This is a genomic window from Delftia sp. WSY_22 (assembly GCF_043104185.1).
GTDB lineage: Bacteria > Pseudomonadota > Gammaproteobacteria > Burkholderiales > Burkholderiaceae_C > Comamonas > Comamonas tsuruhatensis.
Window position 1 is genome coordinate 41048 of record NZ_JBICKN010000035.1, and the last position, 22554, is coordinate 63601.

Consider the following 22554-nt stretch of genomic DNA (forward strand, 5'->3'; position numbering starts at 1 on the left):
CGCTGGCAGGGCTTTTTGCTTGTCGCTGCGGCAGCCGGAGACGTTCGGTGTTCAGTGCAGATGCAACTGCAGCGTCCAGGGCGTCTTCTGCCAGGCCACGGCTTCGGTGCGCAGCAACTGGGCGGACTGGGGGTAGCTCCTGGTCCAGCCTTCCGGCACGGTCAGGTGAAAGACGCTGTCCGAGCGGTGCAGGCGCATGCCCTGCAGATCGGGATCGCGCCGGGCGTGGCACAGCTGCACGGCCAGGCGCAGCGCCAGCAATGGCCAGGCCACGGCCCGGTCCTCGATGGCTGCCTCGAGCTTGCGCAGCTTGCCCTGGTGGCCAAGCACCAGCTGGGTGATGCGTTCGCGCAGCTCCACGGGCCAGGTGGCGGCACTGCAGTGTTCGGTGATGTAGGCGCCGTGGCGGTGGTAGGCGCTCAGAGAGATGCGCATGCCGATCTCATGCAGGCTGGCAGCCGTGTCCAGTGCGTGCGTGGCCAGTGCATCGGGCGGCTGCTGCGCCTGCAGCGATTGCCAGGCCCAGCGTGCCACCTTGCGAACACGCAGTGCGTGGGATGCGTCAATGCCGAAGTCCTGTTGCAGAGCCGCGATCTCGGCGGCTTCGCGGTCGGCAGGCGGCTCGTGTTCCAGCAGATCGTGCAGCACGCCCTGGCGCAGCGCGCCCTGTGCAACCTCCAGTTCGTCGATGCCCAGCAGGCCCAGGGCGGCCATCAGAATGCTCAGGCCGCCGGCGATGACGGCTCGCCGGTCTTCCTTGAGTCCGGCCAGGCGGATGCGGTCCACATGGCCGGCCTCCATCAGCTGCTCATGCAGCCAGCGCAGGCTGTCGGGCGTGATCAGCCCGCCGGAATATCCGTTGGCAGCCAGGATGTCGCCCACGGCGTTGGCCGTGCCTGACGATGCATAGGCGCAGTCCCAGGCGGTGGCTGGATAGGCCGATACGGTCTGGGTGAGGGCTGCCTGCGCCGCCTTGATGGCGGCCGAGAAGTGCGCGCGCGACAGCGTGCCCTCGCCAAAGAACTGCGTGCTCCAGGCCACGCTGCCTATGGGGTAGGAGGCCACCTGGCGCGCTTCGCCATGCTGGCCGATGATGACTTCGGTGGAGCGCCCGCCAATGTCCACCACCAGACGCCGTTGAGACGACGGCGGCAGCAGGCTGGAGACGCCGCGATAGATCAGCCGGGCCTCTTCCTCGCCCGAGATGACTTCGATGGGAAAGCCCAGCAGGGTGCTGCCTCGCGCGATGAAGACATCGCGGTTGCGGGCCTCGCGCAGGGTCTGTGTGGCCACGGCGCGGACCTGGTCGGCCGCAAAGCCGGCCAGCCGTTCGCCAAAGCGTGCCAGGCAGTCCCAGCCGCGTTGCATGGCTTCGTCAGTCAGTTCATGGCGCTCGTTGAGCCCATTGCCCTGGCGCACGGTTTCCTTGAGGTATTCCACGCGCTCTATGCGCTGGTGGCTGCCGACGCGGCCTATTTCGAGGCGAAAGCTGTTGGACCCGAGGTCAACGGCAGCGAGCAGGGATTCTGGTGCCATGAAAGAAACGCCAATCAAGATTCGTCGAGCACGATTGCACAGCGATGTCCGAGGGGGGGCAGGGCTGCACCTGTCTGGTGCCTGCTCGTGCGACACACAAGACTAAGACGGAATTGTGACATCGCGATGACCGGGTTCTTACATGGGAAGTCCTGCTGTTTGTGACGCCTTTTTTCCATGTCACATCAATGTCACAAAGCCTTCTTACAGTCCAGCCATCGCATCTTTCAACCCCTAAGAGGTCTGTACATGAAGTTGTCTGTGATTCACATTCTGGTGGCTGGTGCTCTGTCTGCGGGCGGCGTGGGCCAGGCCCTGGCTCAGCAGGAAGCCACTGGCGCAGGCGCCAGCTTCCCGGCTCCGTTGTACTCCAAGTGGGCTGCGGACTACAACAAGGCCACCGGCGTGAAGATCAACTACCAGTCCGTGGGCTCCAGCGCCGGCATCAAGCAGATCGAAGCCAAGACCGTGGACTTCGGCGCCTCCGACGAGCCGCTCAAGGATGAAGAACTGGCTAAGAAGGGTCTGGTGCAATTTCCCACCGTGATCGGCGGCATCGTGCCCGTGGTCAACATCAAGGGCATCCAGCCCGGCCAGCTCAAGCTGACCGGCCAGGTGCTGGGCGACATCTACCTGGGCAAGATCAGCAAGTGGAATGACGAGGCCATCAAGGCCCTGAACCCGGGCGTGAACCTGCCTGACGCCACCATCGCTCCCGTGCGCCGCGCTGACGGCTCGGGCACCACCTTCGGCTTCACCAACTACCTGTCCAAGGTCAATGCCGAGTGGAAGGAAAAGGTTGGCGAAGGCAAGGCCGTGAACTGGCCCACGGGCGCAGGCGGCAAGGGCAACGAAGGCGTGGCCGCCTTCGTGGGTCGCCTGCCCAACTCCATCGGCTACGTCGAGTACGCCTACGTCAAGCAAAACAAGCTGACCTACACCCAGCTGCAGACCGCAGGCGGCACCTTCGTGTCCCCTGATGACGCCACCTTCAAGGCCGCTGCTGCCGGTGCCGACTGGGCCAAGAGCTTCTACCAGATCCTGACCAACCAGCCTGGCAAGGAGGCATGGCCCATCACCTCGGCGACCTTCATCATCATGCACAAGGCCCAGGACAAGCCTGCACAGGCCGCTGCCTCGCTGAAGTTCTTCGAGTGGGCCTACAAGTCCGGCGACAAGACCGCCACCGACCTGGACTACGTGCCCATGCCTGACGCCGTCAAGAACGTGATCTTCCAATCCTGGGGCCAGATCAAGGACACCTCCGGCACTGCCATTTCCCTGAAGTAAACCCTGAAAAGGGGGCCATGGCGCACCGCCGGCAGGTGCATCATGGCTCCCCTGATCCCTTCACAAACCGCGAATAAAGGCGCCTCACGTGTCCACAACGTCGCCCTCGAACTCGCTGGCCGCCTCTGCACAGGCTTCCCAGCGACGCACACCTTCTCCGCTACGCCCCCCGATGCTGTCGGGGCGCGTGGCGGATCGCTTGTTTGGCGCTCTCGCGCGTCTGGCCGCGCTGCTGACGCTGGGCCTGCTGCTGGCCATCCTGGCCTCGCTGCTGGTCGGTGCCTGGCCCGCCATCTATGAATACGGCCTGAGTTTCCTCGGCCGCAGTGTCTGGGACCCCGTTCGCAACGAATTCGGCGGCCTGGTCATGATCTACGGCACGCTGGCCACCTCGGCCATCGCTTTGCTGATTGCGGTGCCCGTGAGCTTCGGCATCGCGCTGTTCCTCACCGAGCTGTCGCCGGCCTGGCTCAAGCGCCCGCTGGGCACGGCCGTGGAGCTGCTGGCCGCCGTGCCTTCCATCGTCTACGGCATGTGGGGCCTGATGGTGTTCGGCCCCGTGCTGTCCACCTACGTGCAGCAGCCCCTGCAAAAGCTGTTCCAGGGCGTTCCCTATCTGGAGGCCTTCGTGTCCGGCCCGCCGGTGGGCATCGGCATCCTGTCGGCCGGCATCATCCTGGCCATCATGATCATTCCCTTCATCGCCTCCGTGATGCGCGATGTGTTCGAGGTCACTCCGGCCCTGCTCAAGGAGTCCGCCTATGGCCTGGGTTCCACGACCTGGGAAGTGGTCTGGAAGGTGGTTCTGCCCTACACCAAGACCGGCGTGCTCGGCGGCGTGATGCTGGGCCTGGGCCGTGCATTGGGCGAGACCATGGCCGTGACCTTCGTGATCGGCAACATGAACCAGCTCAACTCGCTGTCGGTCTTCGAGGCTGCCAACAGCATCACCTCGGCCCTGGCCAACGAGTTCGCCGAAGCGGGCGAGGGCTTGCACCAGGCTTCGCTGATCTATCTGGGTCTGGTGCTGTTCTTCATCACCTTCGTGGTGCTGGCTTGCTCCAAGGTCCTGCTCAACCGCCTGCAAAAGAATGAAGGAGCACGCTCGTGAGCAGCACCTCCACCAAGATGATCAATGCCGCCGAGCTGTCGCGCGTGCGCCAGGCCAAGTATGCCCAGCGCAAGCGTGTGAACCAGGTGGCGCTGACCCTGTCCCTGGCTGCCATGGCCTTCGGCGTGTTCTGGCTGATCTGGATTCTGTGGGAGACCATCACCCTGGGCATCGGCGGCCTGAGCCTGGCACTGTTCAGCGAGATGACGCCTCCGCCCAATGAGGCCGGCGGCATTGCCAACGCCATCTTCGGCTCGCTGATCATGGTGGCCCTGGCCACGTTCGTGGGCACGCCCATCGGCGTGATGGCCGGTGTCTACCTGGCTGAATACGATGCGCGTGGCTGGCTGGCCAATACCACACGCTTCGTCAACGACATCCTGCTGTCGGCGCCGTCCATCGTGATCGGCCTGTTCGTCTACACCGTGGTCGTGGCGCGCTTCAAGAGCTTTTCCGGCTATGCGGGCGTGGTGGCGCTGGCGCTGATCGTGATTCCCGTGGTCATCCGCACCACCGAGAACATGCTGGTGCTGGTGCCTGCCAGCCTGCGCGAAGCCGCCTACGCGCTGGGCACGCCCAAGTGGAAGGTCATCATCATGGTGACGCTGCGTGCAGCGCGCGCCGGCGTGATCACCGGCGTGCTGCTGGCCGTGGCCCGCATTGCCGGCGAGACCGCCCCGCTGCTGTTCACGGCGCTGAACAACCAGTTCTGGAATGCCGACCTGTCCAAGCCCATGGCCAGCCTGCCGGTGACCATCTTCAAGTTCGCGATGAGCCCTTACGAGAATTGGCAGCAACTGGCCTGGGCCGGTGTGTTCCTGATCACCGTGGCGGTGCTCGGTCTCAATATCCTGGCGCGTTTCCTGACACGCCAGAAGTAATGCAGCAACAAGCAATCAACCAGGACAAGGATTCCGCAATGACTGCGACCTCTTCCAGCGCGCTGACCTCTTCCAAGCTGACGGTGCGCGACCTGAACTTCTACTACGGCAAGTTCCACGCCTTGAAGGGCATCAACCTGGACATTCCCGAAAAGAAGGTCACGGCTTTCATCGGCCCGTCGGGCTGCGGCAAGTCCACGCTGCTGCGCACCTTCAACCGCATGTTCGAGCTGTATCCCGAGCAGCGCGCCGAAGGCCAGATCTTGCTGGACGGCGAGAACCTGCTGACCAGCAAGCAGGACGTGGCGCTGATCCGTGCCAAGGTCGGCATGGTGTTCCAGAAGCCCACGCCGTTTCCCATGTCCATCTACGACAACATCGCCTTCGGCGTGAAGCTGTTTGAAAACCTCAGCTCCTCCGACATGGACGACCGTGTGGAATGGGCACTGCGCAAGGCGGCCCTGTGGGGCGAGGTCAAGGACAAGCTGCAGCAAAGCGGCTCGGGCCTGTCCGGCGGCCAGCAGCAGCGCCTGTGCATTGCACGCGGCATTGCCATCAAGCCCGAAGTGCTGCTGCTCGACGAGCCCTGCTCGGCCCTGGACCCGATCTCCACGGCCAAGATCGAGGAGCTGATTGCCGAACTGAAGAACGACTACACCGTCGTCATCGTCACGCACAACATGCAGCAGGCGGCCCGCTGCAGCGACTACACGGCCTACATGTACCTGGGCGACCTGGTGGAATTCGGAGACACCGAGCAGATGTTCTTCAAGCCCCAGCGCAAGGAAACGGAAGACTACATCACCGGCCGCTTCGGCTGAGCAGGAGCCATCGATGACCGAAAAACACCTTTCCAGCCAGTTCGACAGCGAACTCAACCGCGTCTCGGCGCGCGTCATGGAACTCGGCGGCCTGGTCGAGTCCCAGATCCGCCAGGCCGTCTATGCGCTGTCGCGCTTCAGCATCGAGGCCGTGGAGCAGGTCGATGCCGCAGAAAAGCGCGTCAATGCCATGGAAGTGGAGATCGACCACGAACTGTCGTCCATCATTGCCCGGCGCCAGCCCACGGCGCGCGATCTGCGCCTGCTGATCGCCTTCTCCAAGGCCACGGCCAACCTGGAGCGCATGGGCGACGAAGCGCACAAGATGGCGCGCATGGTCAAGTCCATCATCGAAAGCGGCGCCGCACGCTCCCTGCCCACGGGCGACCTGCGCACTGCGGCCGAGATGGCCTCGGGCCTGCTGCGCAAGACGCTGGACGCCTTTGCGCGGCTGGACACCAAGGCGGCCGTGGCCATCCTCAAGGAAGATGACCTGATCGACCAGGAGTTCGACGGCTTCGTGCGCAAGCTCATCACCTACATGATGGAAGACCCGCGCACCATCTCGGCCAGCCTGGACCTGCTGTTCCTGGCCAAGGCCATTGAGCGCATCGGTGACCACTCCAAGAATGTGGCCGAGCTGATCATCTATCTGGTGGAGGGCAAGGATGTCCGCCACCAGACCATGGATGCCATCGAGTCGGCAGTGCTGTAAGTGCCGGAGGCGAACAACGGATGAAGAAGATGCCCATGGTCCTTATCGTCGAGGACGAGCCCGCCATCGCGGAGCTGATCGCTGTCAACCTGCGGCACAACGGCTTCCAGCCGGTCTGGGCCGAGGACGGCGTGACCGCGCAGCGCGAGCTCGATGCCGTGCTGCCCGACGTGATCCTGCTCGACTGGATGCTGCCCGGTGCCAGCGGTCTGGCCCTGGCGCGCAAGTGGCGCGCCGACAGCCGCACCAAGGCCGTGCCCATCCTGATGCTCACGGCGCGCGGCGATGAGCCGGACAAGGTGGCGGGGCTCGATGCGGGTGCCGATGACTACATCACCAAGCCTTTCTCGACCCAGGAGCTGCTGGCGCGCATCCGTGCCGTGCTGCGGCGCCGCGCGCCCGAGCAGATCCAGGACAAGGTCAGCATCGGCGAGCTGGTGCTCGACGCCGCCGCGCACCGCGTGAGCTGGCAGGGCGACATGATCAAGGTGGGCCCCACCGAGTTCAAGCTGCTGCACTATCTGATGAAGCACCCCGAGCGTGTGCACAGCCGTGCCCAGTTGCTGGACAAAGTCTGGGGCGATCACGTCTTCATCGAGGAGCGCACGGTGGACGTCCACGTCAAGCGGCTGCGCGAGGCGCTGGGCATGGCCGGTGCATTGATCGAAACGGTGCGGGGCGCCGGCTACCGGCTCAGCGCGCAGGCGCTGGCCTGAGGCGGTCCTGCGTTCCAATGAATCCACGCATGGCCCCCGCAGGCCATGCCCGGGCGCCGCTGCCCCAGGCAGCGAATACAACGCAAAGAAGGCGCAAGTATGGGTTGGCGAGGTTTTCGCTTGTTGGCGTCCCAGATCGCGGGCGCATTGCTGGGATGGTGGCTGTGGGGCGCCATGGCGGCCTCCAGCCCCGGCATGGCGTCACAGGCCGTGGCGGCCCTGGCGGGTGCGTTGTGCGCGGGCTGGATCTGGTGGCTGGTGGACAGCTGGAACGCCATGCGCCTGCTGTCCTGGCTGCGCCAGTCGGAGCTGCGGGAGGCGCCTGAACTCAGCGGCATCTGGGGAGAAGCCAGCGTGCGCATGCGCCGCTGGCTGCGCCAGAGCGTGCAGCAGGTGCAGCAGGGCGACCAGCGGCTCAATGACATTCTTTCTGCCCTGCAGGCCAGTCCCAACGGCGTGGTCCTGCTGGATGCCGACGGCCGCATCGAATGGTGCAACCAGATCGCGGCGCGCCAGTTCGGCTTCGATGCCGAACGCGACCTGCTGCAAAGCATTGGCAACCTGGTGCGCGACCCCGAGTTCAGCGCCTATTTCGCCACCCAGGATTTCTCGCGCGATCTGGTCATGCAGGGCCGCGAAAGCACGGCCTCGCGCCCCGTCAAGCTGTCGGTGCAACTGTACGGCTATGGCGAAGGGCGCAAGCTGCTGCTGGCGCGCGATGTGACCGCGGTGGAGCAGGCCGAGGCCATGCGCCGTGACTTCGTGGCCAACGTCTCGCATGAAATCCGCACGCCGCTGACCGTGCTCGTGGGCTTTGTCGAGACGCTGCAGAACCTGCCGCTGGAGCCCGAGGAACGCAACCGCTACCTGGGCCTGATGGCCCAGCAGGCCGAGCGCATGCAGCATCTGGTGGAAGACCTGCTGGCGCTGTCGCGCCTGGAGGGCAGTCCGCTGCCCAGCAGCAACGAATGGGTGCCCGTGGCCCAGCTCATGCAGCGCTGCGAAAACGAGGCGCGCGGCCTGTCGTCCATGCTGACGCGCAAGCAATCCCTGCCGCATGCGCTGAGCTTTCCGTCGGCCGAGATGCTGGCGCAGGCCGGCGAGGTTGCTGGCGCCAGCGCCGAGCTGCAAAGCGCCTTCTCCAACCTGCTGGCCAACGCCATGCGCTACACACCGGCAGGCGGGCGCATCGACGTCACCTGGGAGACCTTGCCCGATGGATCGGCACGCTTTGCCGTGCAGGACTCCGGGCCAGGGATCGAGCCCAAGCACCTGGCGCGCCTGACGGAACGCTTTTACCGCGTGGACCGCAGCCGTTCGCGCGATACCGGCGGCACGGGCCTGGGCCTGGCCATCGTCAAGCATGTGCTGCAGCGCCATGGTGCCAAGCTGGGCATCACCAGCGCGCCGGGCCAGGGATCGGAGTTTTCGGTGACCTTTCCGGCCAGCCGGGTGCGCATTCCTGCGCCCGAGGCCCGTGACAGCAGCGACAGCCGGGGCAGCCGCGCCGCATAGCGCGCTCTGACGGATGGCCGCTACCCGCTCAGCGGTTCGTGGCCTTGCGTACGACCGCGCTGAACACCACTGCGGTCACCAGCAGCGCACAGGCGCTGCCGGCCCAGAAGGGGGCGGGCGTGCCCGGGTGCAGCCAGGCGGGCAGGACGCTGTCCGTGCCATAGGCCAGCCAGTATCCGCCGGCCAGACCGCCACCCCATAGCAGCAGGCAATAGATGACCAGCGGCGCCACGGTGATGCGGTAGCAGCGCAGCACGAAGATGCAGAAAGTCTGGATGGCGTCCGCCACATGGTAGGCAGCCACCCAGGCCAGCAGGCTGGCGGTGATGGCCACCACCTCGGGGTTGCCGCTGTAGATGCGGGCCAGGCCCTCGCGGGAAAGCAACAGTGCACAGGCCAGCACCAACCCGCCCATTGCCGCCAATCGCCAGCCCATGGCGACCAGGCGCCGCGCCGTGACCTCGTCGCCGGCGCCGCGCCAGTAGCTGACCCGTGCGCTGGTGGCAATGGCCAGTGACAGAGGCACCATGTAGCACAGCGCCGCAAGGTTGGCGGCGATCTGGTGGCTGGCCGAGGCCAGCGTGCCCTGGCGCGCCACGAACAAGGCCATCAGCGTGAACGATGTCACCTCCACCAGAATCGCCAGTCCCGCAGGAATGCCCAGGCGCGCGAACTGCGCCAGCTGGGGCCAGTCCGGCGGCTCCATGCGCTGCCACAGCGCCAGCGGTGCGTACAGGCGTTGGCTGCGCATCAAAGACAAGGCCAGCGCGACCATGGCGTAGTTCACGATCAGCGTGGCCCAGGCGCAGCCTTCGGCGCCCAAGGCCGGCAGGCCGGCTCCGCCAAAGGCCAGCCAGATGGACAAAGGGATCTTGATCAGCAGCGACACCAGCTGCAGCCAGGTCACCAGCAAGGGGTGGCCCAGCGCCTGGTTGAGCGTGCTGTAGATGCGAAACAGCAGGGCGGCCGGCAGGCTCCAGGCCAGCACCGAGAGATAGGCCCGCACCTGCACCTGCAGCGGCAGCGGAACATCGGCCCAGCGCAGCAGTGCATCGGGAAACAGCAGCACGCCCATGCCCACGGCGCAGGCCGCCAGCAGCATGTACATGGCCTGCCGCAGCGTGCGGCCTATGACCTGGGGCTGTCCGGCGCCGCGGTGCTCGGCCCACAGCGGCAGCAGGGCCTGGAAAATGCCCATCAGCGAGACGTAGACGCTCACGAAGATGGCCGATCCCACGGACAGCGCCGCCAGCGCCTCTTCTGAATAGCGGCCCGCCACGATGGTGTCGGTCACGCCGAAGGCCATCACGGCCAGCTGCCCGGCCAGCACGGTCAAGGCATGCTGGGCAATGGTGCGTCGCTCAGCGCTCAGGGGGGCGTGCGCTGGCAGGTTCATGGCTTGACCTGGACGGGCCTCGCCTCAGGCCTGCGTTTCAAGACCAGAAGGAAGTCCTTGCGGTCGGTGGGGCGTACCACGCGGGCCACGGTCTCCCAGGTGGCCTGCAGACGTGCGCTGTGAGGATCCAGCCAGGTTTCTTCCTCGGCCACCATCCAGTCGCAGCGCGCGGCACCGGCCATGCTCAGGCGCTGGGTATCGATGTCACCGTAGTAGCGCAGCGCGGCAATGTGGGCGCGCGGCAGGCCATAGGTTTGAACGCAGCTGCCGTCCCTGGGCAGTTCGGCCAGTACCAGGCGCATCTGTGGCTCGAAGCTGCGCGCATGGTCCATCAGCGGCAGCCACAGCGTCATCAGCAGCAGCCAGGCCAGCGTGGCGCCACTGGCGGGCAGCACCAGGCTCTTCCAGATGGCCGCACGGTTGCGCGAGGTGCGCCAGGCCACGAGCACACACCAGGCCAGGGTGGCGGCCACCGCCACGGCGAAGGACAGCACCGAGAATTCCGGCGTGAACTGCGGGGCCAGCCTTGCCACATTGGCGGCGGGCTTGGCGGGAATGCCGGTCTGCAGCGAAAGCCAGATCACCCAGATGGCAATGGCCGCGGCGCTGAAGAACAGCAGGGTGAACCAGTCGATCAGGGCGCTGATGCTGCGGCGCAGCGTGGGCAGGGCAAAGGCCGCCAGCGTGGCGATGGCGGGCAGGCCCAGCAGCAGGGCGCGGTCTGCTGGCAGCGTGCTCAACGAAGCGATCACCGGAATGATGGCAAACCACAGCGGCAGCGCCAGATGGGGATAGCGCCGGGGCGTGGCGATCTGGCGACGCCAGACCCACAGCGTCCACAGTGCCAGCGGCCAGGCGGGCCAGCTGAACCACAGCAGCAGCCTGACCAGGCTTTGCCATTCCTTGGCAGTGCCGCTGTCCACCACGCGCCAGGCCCACTGGTCCAGCCACCAGGACAGTGCGGCCGCCAAGATCGTCACCGCCAGCCACAGCACGGTCCACAGGCGTGATGCGCGTGGGGCGGGCGTGGCTTCGTCGCCCCAGGTGCGCGAGAAGAATGCCATGGCGGTACCGCCCAGGCCGAACAGCGTGGCCACGGTCGGCGCGCCGCTCAGTGCCAGGCCGGGCAGGCCCAGCAGCAATGCCAGCGTGGCCGTGCGGCCGTGGTAGGGCATGGCGGCGGCGGCAAAGAACAGCAGGGCCGCGCAGCCCAGCTGGGTCATGTAGCTGGTGGTTTCGTGGGAGAGCTGGGCCAGGCCCAGGCAGGCCACCAGGGCCAGCAACCCTCCGTCGGCCATGGCGCGCGCATAGTCGGTAGGCTGGGCCTCACCGCCAAAGGCAAAGGCCACGGGGCGTGCGCCCGGTGTGCGCGCCAGGTAGTACACGCCCCACCAGGTGGCCGCCAGCGTGATCACCAGCATGGCGATGAAGGGCAGGCGTGCCGCCATCTCCGGGTGCAGCCAGGAAGGTGCTCCCTGCATGGCCAGCGCACCGAGCCAGTACGAGAGCAGGCCTTCGGATTCGGGCAGCAGCCCCGCCATGCGCGGTGCCAGCCAGGAGGTATGGCCCAGGGCCAGCTCCCGCATGTAGCCGAAGGCCTCCATGTCGGCCATGCGCCAGGGGCTGCGCCCCACATATCCGGGCACGACATAGGCCAGGCACAGCAGCAGCAGCGACCAGCGCGGCAGGCGGCGCACGGCGCTTTGGGCAACGATGGCAGGGGTGGGCTGGTTCACTCACAGGACTTTCTGCAACGGAGGGCGCAAGAATACGCGAAGCAAGGGCCTCGAAAAGAATGGGGCATGCCTGGCCGGCATGGATTGGCCGGACTGCGAAAAACAAAAGGGCAGCGCGGTTGCCCGTGCTGCCCTTCTGGCCGGAGAAGCAGGATTTACTTCTTGCCGAAACGGTTGCGGAAGCGCTCCACACGGCCGCCCATGTTGTCCACCGACTTTTGCGTGCCGGTGTAGAAGGGGTGCGACTCGGACGAGGTGTCCAGCTTGAACAGGGGGTAGTCCTTGCCTTCGAAGGTTTCGGTTTCCTTCGTGTTCACGCAGGAGCGGGTCACGAACTTGAAGCCGTTGGACAGGTCCACGAACAGCACTTCGCGGTAGTTGGGGTGGATGCCTTCTTTCATGATCTTTCCTTCTGATGCAAGTGCGGTAGCCGTGCCTGACCCGCTGCAACCTTTGTAGCGGTTCAAATCAAGCGTACTTTCCGCAAGAAAAAGCCCTGCATTATCGCATAGTACTCAGTTCCGTGCCAAACCGGCAGGCCTGGGGCCCGTGTACGCCGCGCGCGGACGGATGATTTGCCGGGTGGCACGCTGCTCCAGCGCCTGCGCCAGCCAGCCGGCGCAGCGGCCCAGCGCGAACAGGCCGAAGGCGCTGCCCGGCGGCAGCTGCAGATGCCGCCGCAGGGCCACCAGCGCGAAATCGACCGAAGGCGCCTGCCCCGTCAGCGCCATCACCTCCTTGGCCAGCATCGTTGCCGGGCCATGCGCCGGCAGCATGTCAAGCAGCAGGGCGGCACGCACGTCGCCATCAGGGTAGAGGTGGTGGCCGAAGCCGGGCAGGGATTCGCCGCGCGCCAGACGCTGGCGCAGGCGGGTGGCGATCTGCTGCTCGCCCACCTCGTCCCACAGCGCTTCCACGCGCGCGGTCGTGCCGCCGTGGCGCCCGCCTGTCAAAGCGGCAAGGCCTCCCACCACGGCAGCGCGCAGGCTTGCGCCCGTGGAGGCCACGCAGCGCGCCGTGAAGCCTGATGCGTTGAGTTCATGGTCGGCGCACAGCACCAGGGCCATGCGCACGAGGTCCGCGCCTGGCGCATCCAGCTTCCAGGCCCGTGCGCATTGCAGATGGATGGCGGCCTTGTCCGGCACGGTGCCCAGCAGGCAGGCAGCCAGCAGGCGCAACAGCGCACCGCAGCCTGCCGCCAGCCGTTCGGGTGATTGCTGCCAGGCAGCGGTGGCCGTGTCATCGCTGGCGACGGTGAACAGGGGCAGCAATGTGTTTTCGCACGGTTGGCCTGCCATGCGCTGCTGCAGGTCGGACAGCAAAGGCGCGGCCTCCACGGCGTTTGCAGCGAAGGCTGCCTGGGTCGGGCATTGCCACAAGAGGGCGGCTGTCTCCTCCAGCGTGCGGGTTCGCGCCCAGTGCACGGCGTCCTCGCCCCGGTAGTACAGGCGGCCCTTTTCTATCAATGTGATCGTGGACTCCAGTACCGGCAGGCCCCAGCTGAGCGCGGCCTGCGCCACTTCGCGCGGCTTGCGGCCCTGGCCGCGCTGGCGTGCGAGCTGCTCGACCTCTTCGCGCAGGTAGCGGCTTTGGCGCGGCGTGTCTGCGGCGTGGGCCTGCAGCAGGCCTCGGCTGACATAGGCGTACAGCGTGGCACGGCTCACGCCCAGCAGCGCGGTGGCCTCGGTGGAGTTCAGGTAGTCGGGCATGGGTCGATCATATGTTGATTAATTGAATCAATATTGACAATATTTACCAGGAACCTATGGTGCGAGTTCCAAGCCTTGTTTCAGCTGCCAGGAGTGCTCCATGTCCCGTCTCCCTTTTCCCTGCGCTTTCGACCATTGCACCGGCCAGATCTGGGAGGCGCTGGATGGTGATCCGGCGGCGCTCCAACGTCTGGAGCAGCGAGGTCGTGGCTCCTTGGCCTCCGTGTTCCCGGTCTCCGATCTGGCGGCCGCCAGCCTGGGCGTGGCAGGCCTTTGCCTATCCGAGTTGATCGCGCAGCTCGACGCTGCAGCGCCGCGTGTGGTGGTGGATCGCAGGCTTGCCTCCTTGTGGTTTGGCCATAGCCTGCATCCGCAGGGCTGGGAGATGCCCGCGCTGTGGGATTCCGTGGCCGGCGACTACCGCACGGCGGACGGCTGGATTCGCCTGCATACCAATGCGCCCCATCACCGTGCAGCGGCACTGGCCGTTCTGGATGCGCCCGCCGAACGCGAGGCCGTGGCTGCCGCGGTCGAGCGCTGGGCAGCACAAGAACTGGAGTCGGCCGTTGTGGCGCAAGGCGGCTGTGCCGCAGCCATGCGCGGGCTGTCTGAATGGGCCGCGCACCCGCAGGGTCGCGCAGTGCAGCGGGAGCCCTTGCTGGCGTGGCAGATGCATCCACATCCGCATCCGCAATCGAGCCGGCATGCGGGTGCCTGGCAGCCATCGGCCAGGCGGCCGCTGCAGGGGCTGCGCGTGCTGGACCTGACGCGCATTCTGGCCGGCCCCGCTGCCACGCGATGGCTGGCGGGTCACGGCGCCGAGGTATTGCGCATCGATCCGCCGGGCTGGGAGGAGCCCGGCACGGTGCCCGAGGTCACGCTGGGCAAGCGCTGTGCCCGGCTGGATCTGCGGGCGCCACAGCATCGTGCCGTGTTCGAGCAACTGCTGGCCGGGGCCGATGTGCTGGTCCATGGCTACCGGGACGGCGCGCTGGAAGGCCTGGGATTCGGTGCCGCGTGGCGTCGGCAGGTGAATCCTTCGCTCATCGACGTGTCGCTCAATGCCTATGGCTGGAGCGGGCCCTGGCTGCAGCGGCGCGGTTTCGACAGTCTGGTGCAGATGAGCGCCGGCATTGCCGATGCGGGCATGCGTCAGCTGGGTCGCGACCGGCCCACGCCGTTGCCGCTGCAGGCGTTGGATCATGCAACGGGTTATCTGATGGCGGCCGCCGTGGTGATGGCGCTGGTGCGGCGCAGCCAGGGGCTGGGCGGCAGCACGGTGCAAGCCTCGCTGGCGCGCACGGCCCATCTCCTGGCGGGCCAGGGCGTCGGTGATCCGGACTCCTGCACGCTGGCGCCGGTGGACCGTTGTGCGGATTTCGGCGCGGCCGTCGAGGCCACTTCCTGGGGGCCCGCGCGGCGCCTGCGGGCGCCGGTGGAGGTGGCGGGCGCTCCCATGCACTGGGAGCGTGCGGCTTGCGCCCTGGGTACGGCTGCCGCTGTATGGTGAGCTGAATGCAAAACGCCCCGCGTGAGCGAGGCGTTCGCAGAGGGGCCGTGGGCTGGATCTCTGAGATCAGCCGCCGCGGCGCATCATGTCGAAGAAGTCCACGTTGGTCTTGGTGGCCCGCATGTTCTTGATCATCAGCTCCATGGCCTCGATCTCGTCCATGTTGTACATGAACTGGCGCAGGATGCGCGTCTTCTGCAGGATCTCGGGAGCCAGCAGCAGTTCTTCGCGGCGCGTGCCGCTCTTGTTGAGTTCGATGGCGGGGAACACGCGCTTTTCGTAGAGGCGGCGGTTCAGGGCCAGTTCGCTGTTGCCCGTGCCCTTGAACTCTTCGAAGATCACTTCGTCCATGCGGCTGCCGGTATCGACCAGGGCCGTGGCGATGATGGTCAGCGAGCCGCCTTCTTCCACATTGCGCGCCGCGCCGAAGAAGCGCTTGGGGCGCTGCAGCGCGTTGGAGTCCACGCCGCCCGACAGCACCTTGCCCGACGAGGGCACGACGTTGTTGTAGGCGCGGGCCAGGCGGGTGATGGAGTCCAGCAGGATGACCACGTCCTTCTTGAGTTCGACCAGGCGCTTGGCGCGCTCGATCACCATCTCGGCCACGTGCACGTGGCGCGTGGCGGGCTCGTCGAAGGTGGAGGCGATGATCTCGCCCTTGACCGAGCGCTGCATCTCGGTCACTTCCTCGGGGCGCTCATCGACCAGCAGCACCATCAGGTGAACGTCGGGATGGTTGGCCGTGATGGCGTGTGCGATGCTCTGCATCATCATGGTCTTGCCGCTCTTGGGCGGCGCGACGATCAGCGCGCGCTGGCCGCGGCCGATGGGGGCGATGATGTCGATGATGCGGCCGGTGATGTTCTCCTCGCCCTTGATCTCGCGCTCCAGGCGCAGCTGCTGGGTGGGGAACAGGGGGGTCAGATTCTCGAACAGCACCTTGTGCTTGTTCTGCTCGGGCGAGCCGCCATTGACGGAGTCGAGCTTGGTCAGGGCAAAGTAGCGCTCGCCATCCTTGGGCGTGCGCACTTCGCCTTCGATCATGTCGCCGGTGTGCAGGTTGAAGCGGCGGACCTGGCTGGGCGAGATGTAGATGTCGTCGGTGCTGGCCGTGTAGCTGGTGTCGGGGCTGCGCAGGAAGCCGAAACCATCCGGCAGGATTTCCAGCACGCCGTCGGCGAACACTTGTTCCCCGGCCTTGGCGCGCTTTTTGATGATGGCGAACATCAACTCTTGCTTGCGCATGCGACCGACGTTTTCGATCTCAAGCGCTTCGGCCTGCTTCAGGACTTCAGACACGTGCAGTGCCTTGAGTTCATTAAGGTGCATGGAGAGACTCCAGAACGGAGTGGAAAGAAACCAGGGGGAGGCGTTGAGCCAAGCGAAACACTGTGGAAGTGGGCTGGCTTGCCTGAGGGTCTCAGCGCGGCCTTCGATGCATAAGGCCGGTGATGAAGGGCATTATGACAGGAAAAAATCCGCAGGTCATAGGGAAATTTGCGCTGGCGCAGGGTTTGTGCGCCAGTGCTATGCGGTGCAGCGGTCGGCGCCGGGCCGCATGTTTGGCTGCCCCGGTGTAGGGGCAGCCAGAAGAATCAGGCCAGGTGCTGGTCCAGGAAAGCAGACAGCTGTGCCTTGTTGAGGGCGCCGACCTTGGTGGCAGCCAGCTGGCCGTCCTTGAACAGCATCAGCGTGGGGATGCCGCGGATGCCGAACTTGGCCGGGATCTCGCGGTTCTCGTCCACATTCATCTTGGCGATGGACAGCTTGTCCTTGTAGGTCTGGGCTGCTTCGTCGAGGATGGGGGCGATCATCTTGCAGGGACCGCACCATTCGGCCCAGTAATCGACCAGCACCGTGGAGCCGGGTTGCAAGACGTCAGCTTCAAAGCTTGCGTCGGAGATGTGTTTGATCAGTTCGCTGGCCATGGGTGATGTCCTTGATTTTTCGCAATGAGGAAGGCGCAGGAAAATCCGCACCGCGAAATGATTGTGACAGAAACCTATCACCTGCTGCACCGTATGGGCGGTAGCTGGATGCTATGACTGTCATAGCTGTTTACGGGGCGGCAGCAGGGTTGCGGGGTCATCGGGAATTAGTGGCGCCTGCGCGCAGGTCGGCCTGCGGCAGGGTATTCTGCGCGCCCGCGCTGCAGGCATATGAGTCTGCCGGCAGCGCAAAGTTGAATGCGAGCTTGGAATGGGAACTGATGTGATGGATGCTTTTGAACACAGCGCGGCGGCGCGCACGATGGACTGCGATGTGGCGGTGATCGGCGCCGGGCCTGCGGGCCTGATGGCGGCCGAAGGGCTGGCTGGCAAGGGGCTGACTGTCCATGTGTTCGAGGCCAAGTCCTCCGCAGGACGCAAGTTCCTCATGGCCGGCAAGGGCGGGCTCAACCTGACCCATTCCGAAAACCTGCCCGCCTTTGTCTCCCGCTATGGCGAGCGCAGTGCCGAGGTGTCGCGCTGGCTGGAGCTGCTGCCCCCGGATCAGCTGCGTGCCTGGGCCGGCGAGCTGGGCGTGGAAACCTTTGTGGGCAGTTCGGGCCGCGTATTCCCCAAGGACATGAAGGCTGCGCCCTTGCTGCGTGCCTGGCTGGTGCGTCTGCAGACCCAGGGCGTGGTCCTGCACACGCGCCACCGTTGGCTGGGTTGGCAGGATGGCGATGCGCTGGGCTTTGATACCCCCGAAGGGCGGCTGCAGGTGCGCGCGAAGGCCGTGGTGCTGGCGCTGGGCGGCGGCAGCTGGGCGCGGCTGGGCTCGGATGGCGCCTGGATGCCCTGGCTGGAGCAGCGCGGCGTGGAAGTCGCTGCGTTGAAGCCCTCCAACTGCGGGTTCGATGTGGGCCTGGGCGATGCGGCGCCGGGCGGGCAGATCGATCGCCGGGAATTCATGGCCGAGCTGCTGGGGGCCAGCCCCCAGCCTGCGCGCGGCTGGAGCCCCTATTTCACCGAGCGCTTTGCCGGCCAGCCTTTCAAGTCGGTGGCGCTGTCCTTTGATGATGGCCGGGGCAACGTTTTCTCGCGCAAGGGCGAATTCGTGGCCACAACCACGGGCGTGGAGGGCAGCCTGGTCTATGCCGTCTCTGCCGCGCTGCGCGAAGCCATTGCGCGCGACGGGCATGCCACCGTCCATCTCGACCTGCTGCCCCAGTTGACACCCGAGCGCGTGCTGGCGGAGGTGCGCCATCCGCGTGGCTCACGCAGCCTGGCCAGCCATCTGAAGGGGCGCCTGGGCCTGGACGGCATCAAGGCCGCCGTGCTGCATGAGGTGCTGGGCAAGGACGGCGTGGCCGATCCTGCGCGGCTGGCCCAGGCCATCAAGGCCCTGCCCATCACCTTGGTGGCGGCCCGGCCCATCGACGAGGCCATCAGCACCGCAGGTGGCGTGCGGCTGCAGGCGCTGGATGCCAATGGCATGTGCGTGGCTGCGCCCGGCGTTTTCTGTGCCGGCGAAATGCTGGACTGGGAGGCTCCCACGGGTGGCTACCTGCTGACGGCATGCATGGCCAGCGGCGTGCACGCGGCACAGGGCGTCGCCCGCTATCTGAAGGTGGATGGCGAGACGCATTGAGGAGAGAAGGGGCCGCTGCGGGCGTGGACGGGGCAGGCGCCCGCAGGGCCTGCTGTTCAATGGAAGGTGACGAGCCTTGCCCTCGGCACTGGTTTCACGGTTAGGGCTGCTTGGTTCCCCACCTGACCCGGTTGGCCGCTTCCCCATGCGAGGAGGCCCGTCACTCTCGATTATAGGGGCAAACACCGGGCTGCCCGGGCGACAAGGCCGGCCAAACCCGGGGCGCACCGGGCGAGGGTGCTCAGCCCCGTAGAATCGCGGGATGTCTTATCTTGTGCTGGCCCGCAAATACCGCCCCCGCAATTTCTCCGAAATGGTGGGGCAGGAGCATGTCGTTCAGGCGCTCACCAATGCCCTGACGCAGCAGCGCCTGCACCATGCCTATCTGTTCACCGGCACGCGCGGCGTGGGCAAGACCACGGTCTCGCGCATTCTGGCCAAGTCGCTCAACTGCCAGGGCGCCGATGGCCAGGGCGGCATCACGGCAACGCCCTGCGGCGTCTGTGCGGCCTGTACCGAAATCGACAGCGGCCGCTTTCCCGATTACACCGAGCTGGACGCTGCCTCCAACCGCGGGGTGGACGAGGTGCAAAGCCTGCTGGAGCAGGCCGTCTACAAGCCGGTGCAGGGACGCTTCAAGGTCTTCATGATCGACGAAGTGCACATGCTCACGAACACGGCCTTCAACGCCATGCTCAAGACGCTAGAAGAGCCACCCGAATACCTGAAGTTCGTGCTGGCCACCACCGATCCGCAGAAGGTGCCCGTGACCGTGCTCAGCCGCTGCCTGCAGTTCAACCTGCGGCCCATGGCGCCCGAGACCGTGCTGGAGCATCTGGGCCAGGTGCTCGGCCAGGAAGGCGTGGCTTCCGAACCCCAGGCCCTGCGCCTGCTGTCTCGCGCCGCGCGCGGCTCCATGCGCGATGCGCTGTCGCTGACCGACCAGGCCATTGCCTTTGGCAGCGGCCAGCTGCAGGAGTCCATGGTGCGCCAGATGCTGGGCAGCGTGGACCGCAGCCATGTGTTCCGCCTGATCGAGGCACTGGCCCAAGGCGATGGCCAGGTGGTGGTGGAGACTTCCGAGGCGCTGCGCCGCAACGGCCTGTCTGCAGCCTCCACGCTGGAGGAGATGTGCGCCGTGCTGCAACGCATGGCTGTGGCGCAGGCTGTGCCGCAGATGGCCGCCGACGCCAGCGATCCGGAGGCCGCTGAAATTGCCCGTCTTGCGCTGCTGATGCCGCGCGACGAAACCCAGCTGCTCTACAGCATCTGCCTGCATGGTCGGGCCGAACTGGGCCTGGCACCCGACGAGTACGCGGCGCTGACCATGGCGCTGCTGCGGCTGCTGGCGTTCAAGCCGCAATCTGCAGAGCCCGCCCCGGGCGCGGCTGAAAAAAAAACTCCAGCGCTGACCCCCTCCACGGCGAAGCCTGAATCTCCCGCGCCCGTTGCGCAGACGCGGCCCGCACAGCCCGCTGTGCCCGAGGCCCCCGTTGTCCCAGCCAAGGCGGCCATGCCCGTCCCGGTCGCGCCTCCTGCTCCCGTCGCGCCTGTCGCATCTCCCGTGACCGCTGCGCCCGCCGTGGTCGCTCCCGTGGTGCAAGCCGTTGCGGCTCCAGCGCCTGTTCAGGCGCCCGTGGCCGCAGTTGCCAGGCCGGAACCTGTGCTTGCGCATGTCCAGGAGGCCAGGCCTTCCGTTGCTCCAGAGCTGAAGCCGGCCGCCGGTGTCGCCCAAGAGCCCCTGGACGAGCCCGTGGACGATGTGCAGGAAGACGAAGACTCTTCTGCCGATGAGGCGCCGCAGGTGCAGGATGCCGATGCGCCGGACGAGGGTGCCTGGGCCGGGATGCCCGATGAAGGCTGGGCCGACGAAGGCCGCTGGAGCGATGACGGAGATCTGGCCCTGGAGCCGCCTGCCGCTGCCGTGGCACGGCAGTCCGAACCGCAGATCGACACTCAGATCGATGTGCAGGATTTCGCTCCCGAACGTGGCCGCCAGTCCCCGGATGCGCCTCCCGCGCCGACCGTGGAGCGCACGGCCGAGGGCGATGTCTGGCACGCTGCCGTCCAGCAACTGGTGCAGGCCGAGGCCGTCACTGCGCTGGCGCGCCAGCTGGCGCTGCAGTCGCAGCTGGTGGCGCGCGAGGGCGATACTTGGACGCTGCGTGTGGAAAGCAGCTCGCTGGCCCAGCCCGCCACGCGCGAGCGCCTGCGTGTGGCGCTGGAGGCTGCCGGCCTGGCCCGGCAGCTGCATGTCGAGCAGGGCGCCGTGGTGGACAGCCCCGCGCGGCGCAATGCGGTGGCCAGCCATGAGCGCCAGCGCATTGCCGAAGACATCGTGATGAATCATTCTTTGGTGCAGACCCTGATCCGCAGCCATGGCGCGAAAATCGTGCCTGGCAGTATCAAGCCCGTATCCATTCAGCCCTGACACGCTCTAGAGCGTTTCGTTTTTACCCTACAGAAGAAGGAACTCACATGTTCAACAAAGGACAACTGGCCGGCCTGATGAAGCAAGCCCAGGCCATGCAGGACAACCTCAAGAAGGCCCAGGATGAACTGGGCAACATCGAGGTGGAAGGCGAGTCCGGCGCGGGCCTGGTGAAGGTGGTCATGACCTGCAAGCACGACGTCAAGCGCATCACCATCGACCCCAGCCTGCTGGCCGAAGACAAGGACATGCTGGAAGACCTGGTGGCTGCCGCCTTCAACGCTGCCGTGCGCAAGGCAGAAGAAACCTCCAACGAAAAGATGGGCAAGCTCACGGCCGGCATGCCCGGCCTGCCGGGCGGCATGAAGTTCCCTTTCTGAGGCTGGCCCCGAGAGGTTGTGCCGAACAGCCAGGAGAGGCCGTGACGGTTTCCCCAGCCACTCAATTGCGTTGAGCGGCCATCGAGCGATCTGCCCTTGCAGGTCGCTTTTTTTCTGAGAATCTTCTTCATTGAAAGGAAGCCGCCATGTCGGATGTGCAATCGCTCGATGGTCTGATCGAAGCCCTGCGCAGGCTCCCGGGCGTGGGCATCAAGTCTGCGCAGCGCATGGCCTTTCACCTGCTGCAGCGCGACCAGGACGGCGCGCGGCAGCTGGCCCGTGCCCTGACCACGGCCGTGGAGTCGGTAAGCCATTGCGAGCGCTGCCATACCTTCACCGAAGGCCGCATCTGCTCCATCTGCCAGGACGAAGGGCGCGACGCGGCCCGGCTGTGCGTGGTGGAGGCGCCTGCCGACATGGGGGCCATGGAACGCACGGGGGCCTACAACGGCTACTACTACGTGCTGATGGGGCGGCTGTCGCCGCTCGACGGCATAGGTCCGCGCGACCTGAATCTGTCATCCCTGCTGGAGCGCGCCGGCGACGGCAAGGTGCAGGAGGTGATCCTGGCCACCAGTTTCACGGCCGAGGGCGAGGCAACGGCCCATGCGATCAGCGAGGCGCTGAAAGCGCGCGGCATCCATGTGACGCGGCTGGCGCGCGGCGTGCCCATCGGCAGCGAACTCGAGTACGTGGACCTGGGTACGATCGCCCATGCGCTGGTGGATCGCCGGTAGTGGTGGAGGCGGCCAGCATTCCTTGTCTTTTCATCAGGAGCCCGTATGCCGACCTCTGTCGTCCTGCCGCCCGGCGGTTTTTCCCTTGCCCATTGGTGCCTGCTGGTGGCGGCCCTGCTGCCGCTGGTCTGCGCCTATATCGCCAAGGCGCCCGGAATGAAGCACCGGCCGGGGCAGCGCGGCTTCGACAACCACGACCCCCGCGCCTGGCTCGCCCAGCAGACCGGCTACCAGGCGCGGGCGAATGCGGCGCAGTCCAACAGTTTCGAGTGCCTGCCGTTCTTCATTGGCGCCTTGGTGGTTGCCTGGCAACTGGGCGCGCCAGCTGCGCGGGTTGATGGCCTTGCCGTGGCCTTCGTGGTGTTGCGCATCGCCTACATCGCCTTCTATGTGATGGACCGCGCCACGCTGCGCAGTCTGGCCTGGGCCCTGGCCCTGGTGGTGAATCTGCTGCTGTTTTTCGCAGGCTACCGCTGAGGCCTGCGGCCACATCC

20 protein-coding genes and 1 other RNA gene are annotated in these 22554 nt (G+C 66.2%); 13 read left to right on the forward strand and 8 right to left on the reverse strand.

Annotated elements, in window-relative coordinates; all coding sequences use genetic code 11:
* Nucleotides 1-51 precede the first annotated feature (51 nt).
* Nucleotides 52-1536: a Ppx/GppA phosphatase family protein gene (locus ACF8NF_RS18125; protein ID WP_016447463.1), complete on the reverse strand. Its 1485-nt coding sequence runs from the start codon at nt 1534-1536 to the stop codon at nt 52-54.
* 249 nt (nt 1537-1785) lie between these two features.
* Here ACF8NF_RS18125 and pstS point away from each other — a divergent pair, with 249 nt between their 5' ends.
* The 7 genes from pstS to phoR all read left to right on the forward strand — a co-directional run bounded on the left by pstS (nt 1786) and on the right by phoR (nt 8585).
* Complete coding sequence (gene pstS / locus ACF8NF_RS18130; protein WP_016447462.1) at nt 1786-2826, forward strand: phosphate ABC transporter substrate-binding protein PstS; 1041 nt, start codon at nt 1786-1788, stop codon at nt 2824-2826.
* 172 nt (nt 2827-2998) lie between these two features.
* Nucleotides 2999-3937, forward strand: coding sequence for a phosphate ABC transporter permease subunit PstC (gene pstC, locus ACF8NF_RS18135; protein ID WP_016447461.1), 939 nt, complete (start codon nt 2999-3001; stop codon nt 3935-3937).
* Nucleotides 3938-3954: 17 nt separating this feature from the next.
* Nucleotides 3955-4818, forward strand: coding sequence for a phosphate ABC transporter permease PstA (gene pstA / locus ACF8NF_RS18140; protein ID WP_034347746.1), 864 nt, complete (start codon nt 3955-3957; stop codon nt 4816-4818).
* Nucleotides 4819-4856: 38 nt separating this feature from the next.
* The gene (gene pstB, locus ACF8NF_RS18145) at nt 4857-5639 is read left to right on the forward strand and encodes a phosphate ABC transporter ATP-binding protein PstB (protein ID WP_016447459.1); all 783 of its coding nucleotides are present in this window, start codon (nt 4857-4859) and stop codon (nt 5637-5639) included.
* A gap of 13 nt (nt 5640-5652) precedes the next feature.
* A complete protein-coding gene (gene phoU, locus ACF8NF_RS18150; RefSeq protein WP_016447458.1) occupies nt 5653-6354 on the forward strand; it encodes a phosphate signaling complex protein PhoU in 702 nt (233 codons plus the stop codon).
* 20 nt (nt 6355-6374) lie between these two features.
* Nucleotides 6375-7070, forward strand: coding sequence for a phosphate regulon transcriptional regulator PhoB (phoB, locus tag ACF8NF_RS18155; protein WP_016447457.1), 696 nt, complete (start codon nt 6375-6377; stop codon nt 7068-7070).
* A 120-nt stretch (nt 7071-7190) separates the two neighbouring features.
* Nucleotides 7191-8585, forward strand: a complete 1395-nt coding sequence (phoR, locus tag ACF8NF_RS18160; RefSeq protein ID WP_016447456.1) for a phosphate regulon sensor histidine kinase PhoR — start codon at nt 7191-7193, stop codon at nt 8583-8585.
* 28 nt (nt 8586-8613) lie between these two features.
* On the opposite strand, the gene ACF8NF_RS18165 is transcribed toward phoR, so the two are convergent.
* From ACF8NF_RS18165 to ACF8NF_RS18180, 4 genes are all read right to left on the reverse strand, one after another.
* On the reverse strand, nt 8614-9981 hold the full coding sequence (locus ACF8NF_RS18165) for an MATE family efflux transporter (protein WP_154833859.1): 1368 nt from the start codon (nt 9979-9981) through the stop codon (nt 8614-8616).
* On the reverse strand, nt 9978-11717 hold the full coding sequence (locus ACF8NF_RS18170) for a hypothetical protein (RefSeq protein WP_016447454.1): 1740 nt from the start codon (nt 11715-11717) through the stop codon (nt 9978-9980). Before ACF8NF_RS18170 ends, ACF8NF_RS18165 begins: the two co-directional genes overlap by 4 nt.
* Nucleotides 11718-11872: 155 nt before the next feature.
* Complete coding sequence (locus ACF8NF_RS18175; RefSeq protein ID WP_012206708.1) at nt 11873-12118, reverse strand: type B 50S ribosomal protein L31; 246 nt, start codon at nt 12116-12118, stop codon at nt 11873-11875.
* A gap of 114 nt (nt 12119-12232) precedes the next feature.
* Entirely contained in the window at nt 12233-13426 is a 1194-nt protein-coding gene (locus tag ACF8NF_RS18180) for a citrate synthase family protein (protein WP_016447453.1), read from the reverse strand.
* Nucleotides 13427-13526: 100 nt separating this feature from the next.
* Between ACF8NF_RS18180 and ACF8NF_RS18185 the strand changes: the two genes are divergently transcribed.
* The gene (locus tag ACF8NF_RS18185; protein ID WP_288897574.1) at nt 13527-14936 is read left to right on the forward strand and encodes a CoA transferase; all 1410 of its coding nucleotides are present in this window, start codon (nt 13527-13529) and stop codon (nt 14934-14936) included.
* Between the two features lie 66 nt (nt 14937-15002).
* Here the strand turns inward: ACF8NF_RS18185 and rho are convergent, their stop codons facing one another.
* The gene (gene rho / locus ACF8NF_RS18190; RefSeq protein ID WP_016447451.1) at nt 15003-16265 is read right to left on the reverse strand and encodes a transcription termination factor Rho; all 1263 of its coding nucleotides are present in this window, start codon (nt 16263-16265) and stop codon (nt 15003-15005) included.
* Between the two features lie 266 nt (nt 16266-16531).
* Nucleotides 16532-16864, reverse strand: coding sequence for a thioredoxin TrxA (gene trxA / locus ACF8NF_RS18195; RefSeq protein WP_016447450.1), 333 nt, complete (start codon nt 16862-16864; stop codon nt 16532-16534).
* A gap of 271 nt (nt 16865-17135) precedes the next feature.
* On the opposite strand from trxA, the gene ACF8NF_RS18200 reads away from it, so the two are divergent.
* The gene (locus ACF8NF_RS18200) at nt 17136-18512 is read left to right on the forward strand and encodes a TIGR03862 family flavoprotein (protein ID WP_392451008.1); all 1377 of its coding nucleotides are present in this window, start codon (nt 17136-17138) and stop codon (nt 18510-18512) included.
* Between the two features lie 65 nt (nt 18513-18577).
* On the opposite strand, the gene ffs is transcribed toward ACF8NF_RS18200, so the two are convergent.
* Nucleotides 18578-18674, reverse strand: an RNA gene (gene ffs / locus ACF8NF_RS18205) — signal recognition particle sRNA small type.
* 100 nt (nt 18675-18774) lie between these two features.
* Here ffs and dnaX point away from each other — a divergent pair.
* The 4 genes from dnaX to ACF8NF_RS18225 all read left to right on the forward strand — a co-directional run bounded on the left by dnaX (nt 18775) and on the right by ACF8NF_RS18225 (nt 22537).
* The gene (gene dnaX / locus ACF8NF_RS18210) at nt 18775-20943 is read left to right on the forward strand and encodes a DNA polymerase III subunit gamma/tau (protein WP_392451009.1); all 2169 of its coding nucleotides are present in this window, start codon (nt 18775-18777) and stop codon (nt 20941-20943) included.
* Between the two features lie 47 nt (nt 20944-20990).
* Nucleotides 20991-21323 (forward strand): YbaB/EbfC family nucleoid-associated protein, encoded by a 333-nt coding sequence (locus tag ACF8NF_RS18215; RefSeq protein ID WP_012206701.1) that lies wholly within the window; start codon nt 20991-20993, stop codon nt 21321-21323.
* 146 nt (nt 21324-21469) lie between these two features.
* Complete coding sequence (gene recR, locus ACF8NF_RS18220; protein ID WP_017404532.1) at nt 21470-22060, forward strand: recombination mediator RecR; 591 nt, start codon at nt 21470-21472, stop codon at nt 22058-22060.
* A gap of 45 nt (nt 22061-22105) precedes the next feature.
* Nucleotides 22106-22537, forward strand: coding sequence for an MAPEG family protein (locus tag ACF8NF_RS18225; RefSeq protein WP_374007287.1), 432 nt, complete (start codon nt 22106-22108; stop codon nt 22535-22537).
* Nucleotides 22538-22554: the final 17 nt, after the last annotated feature.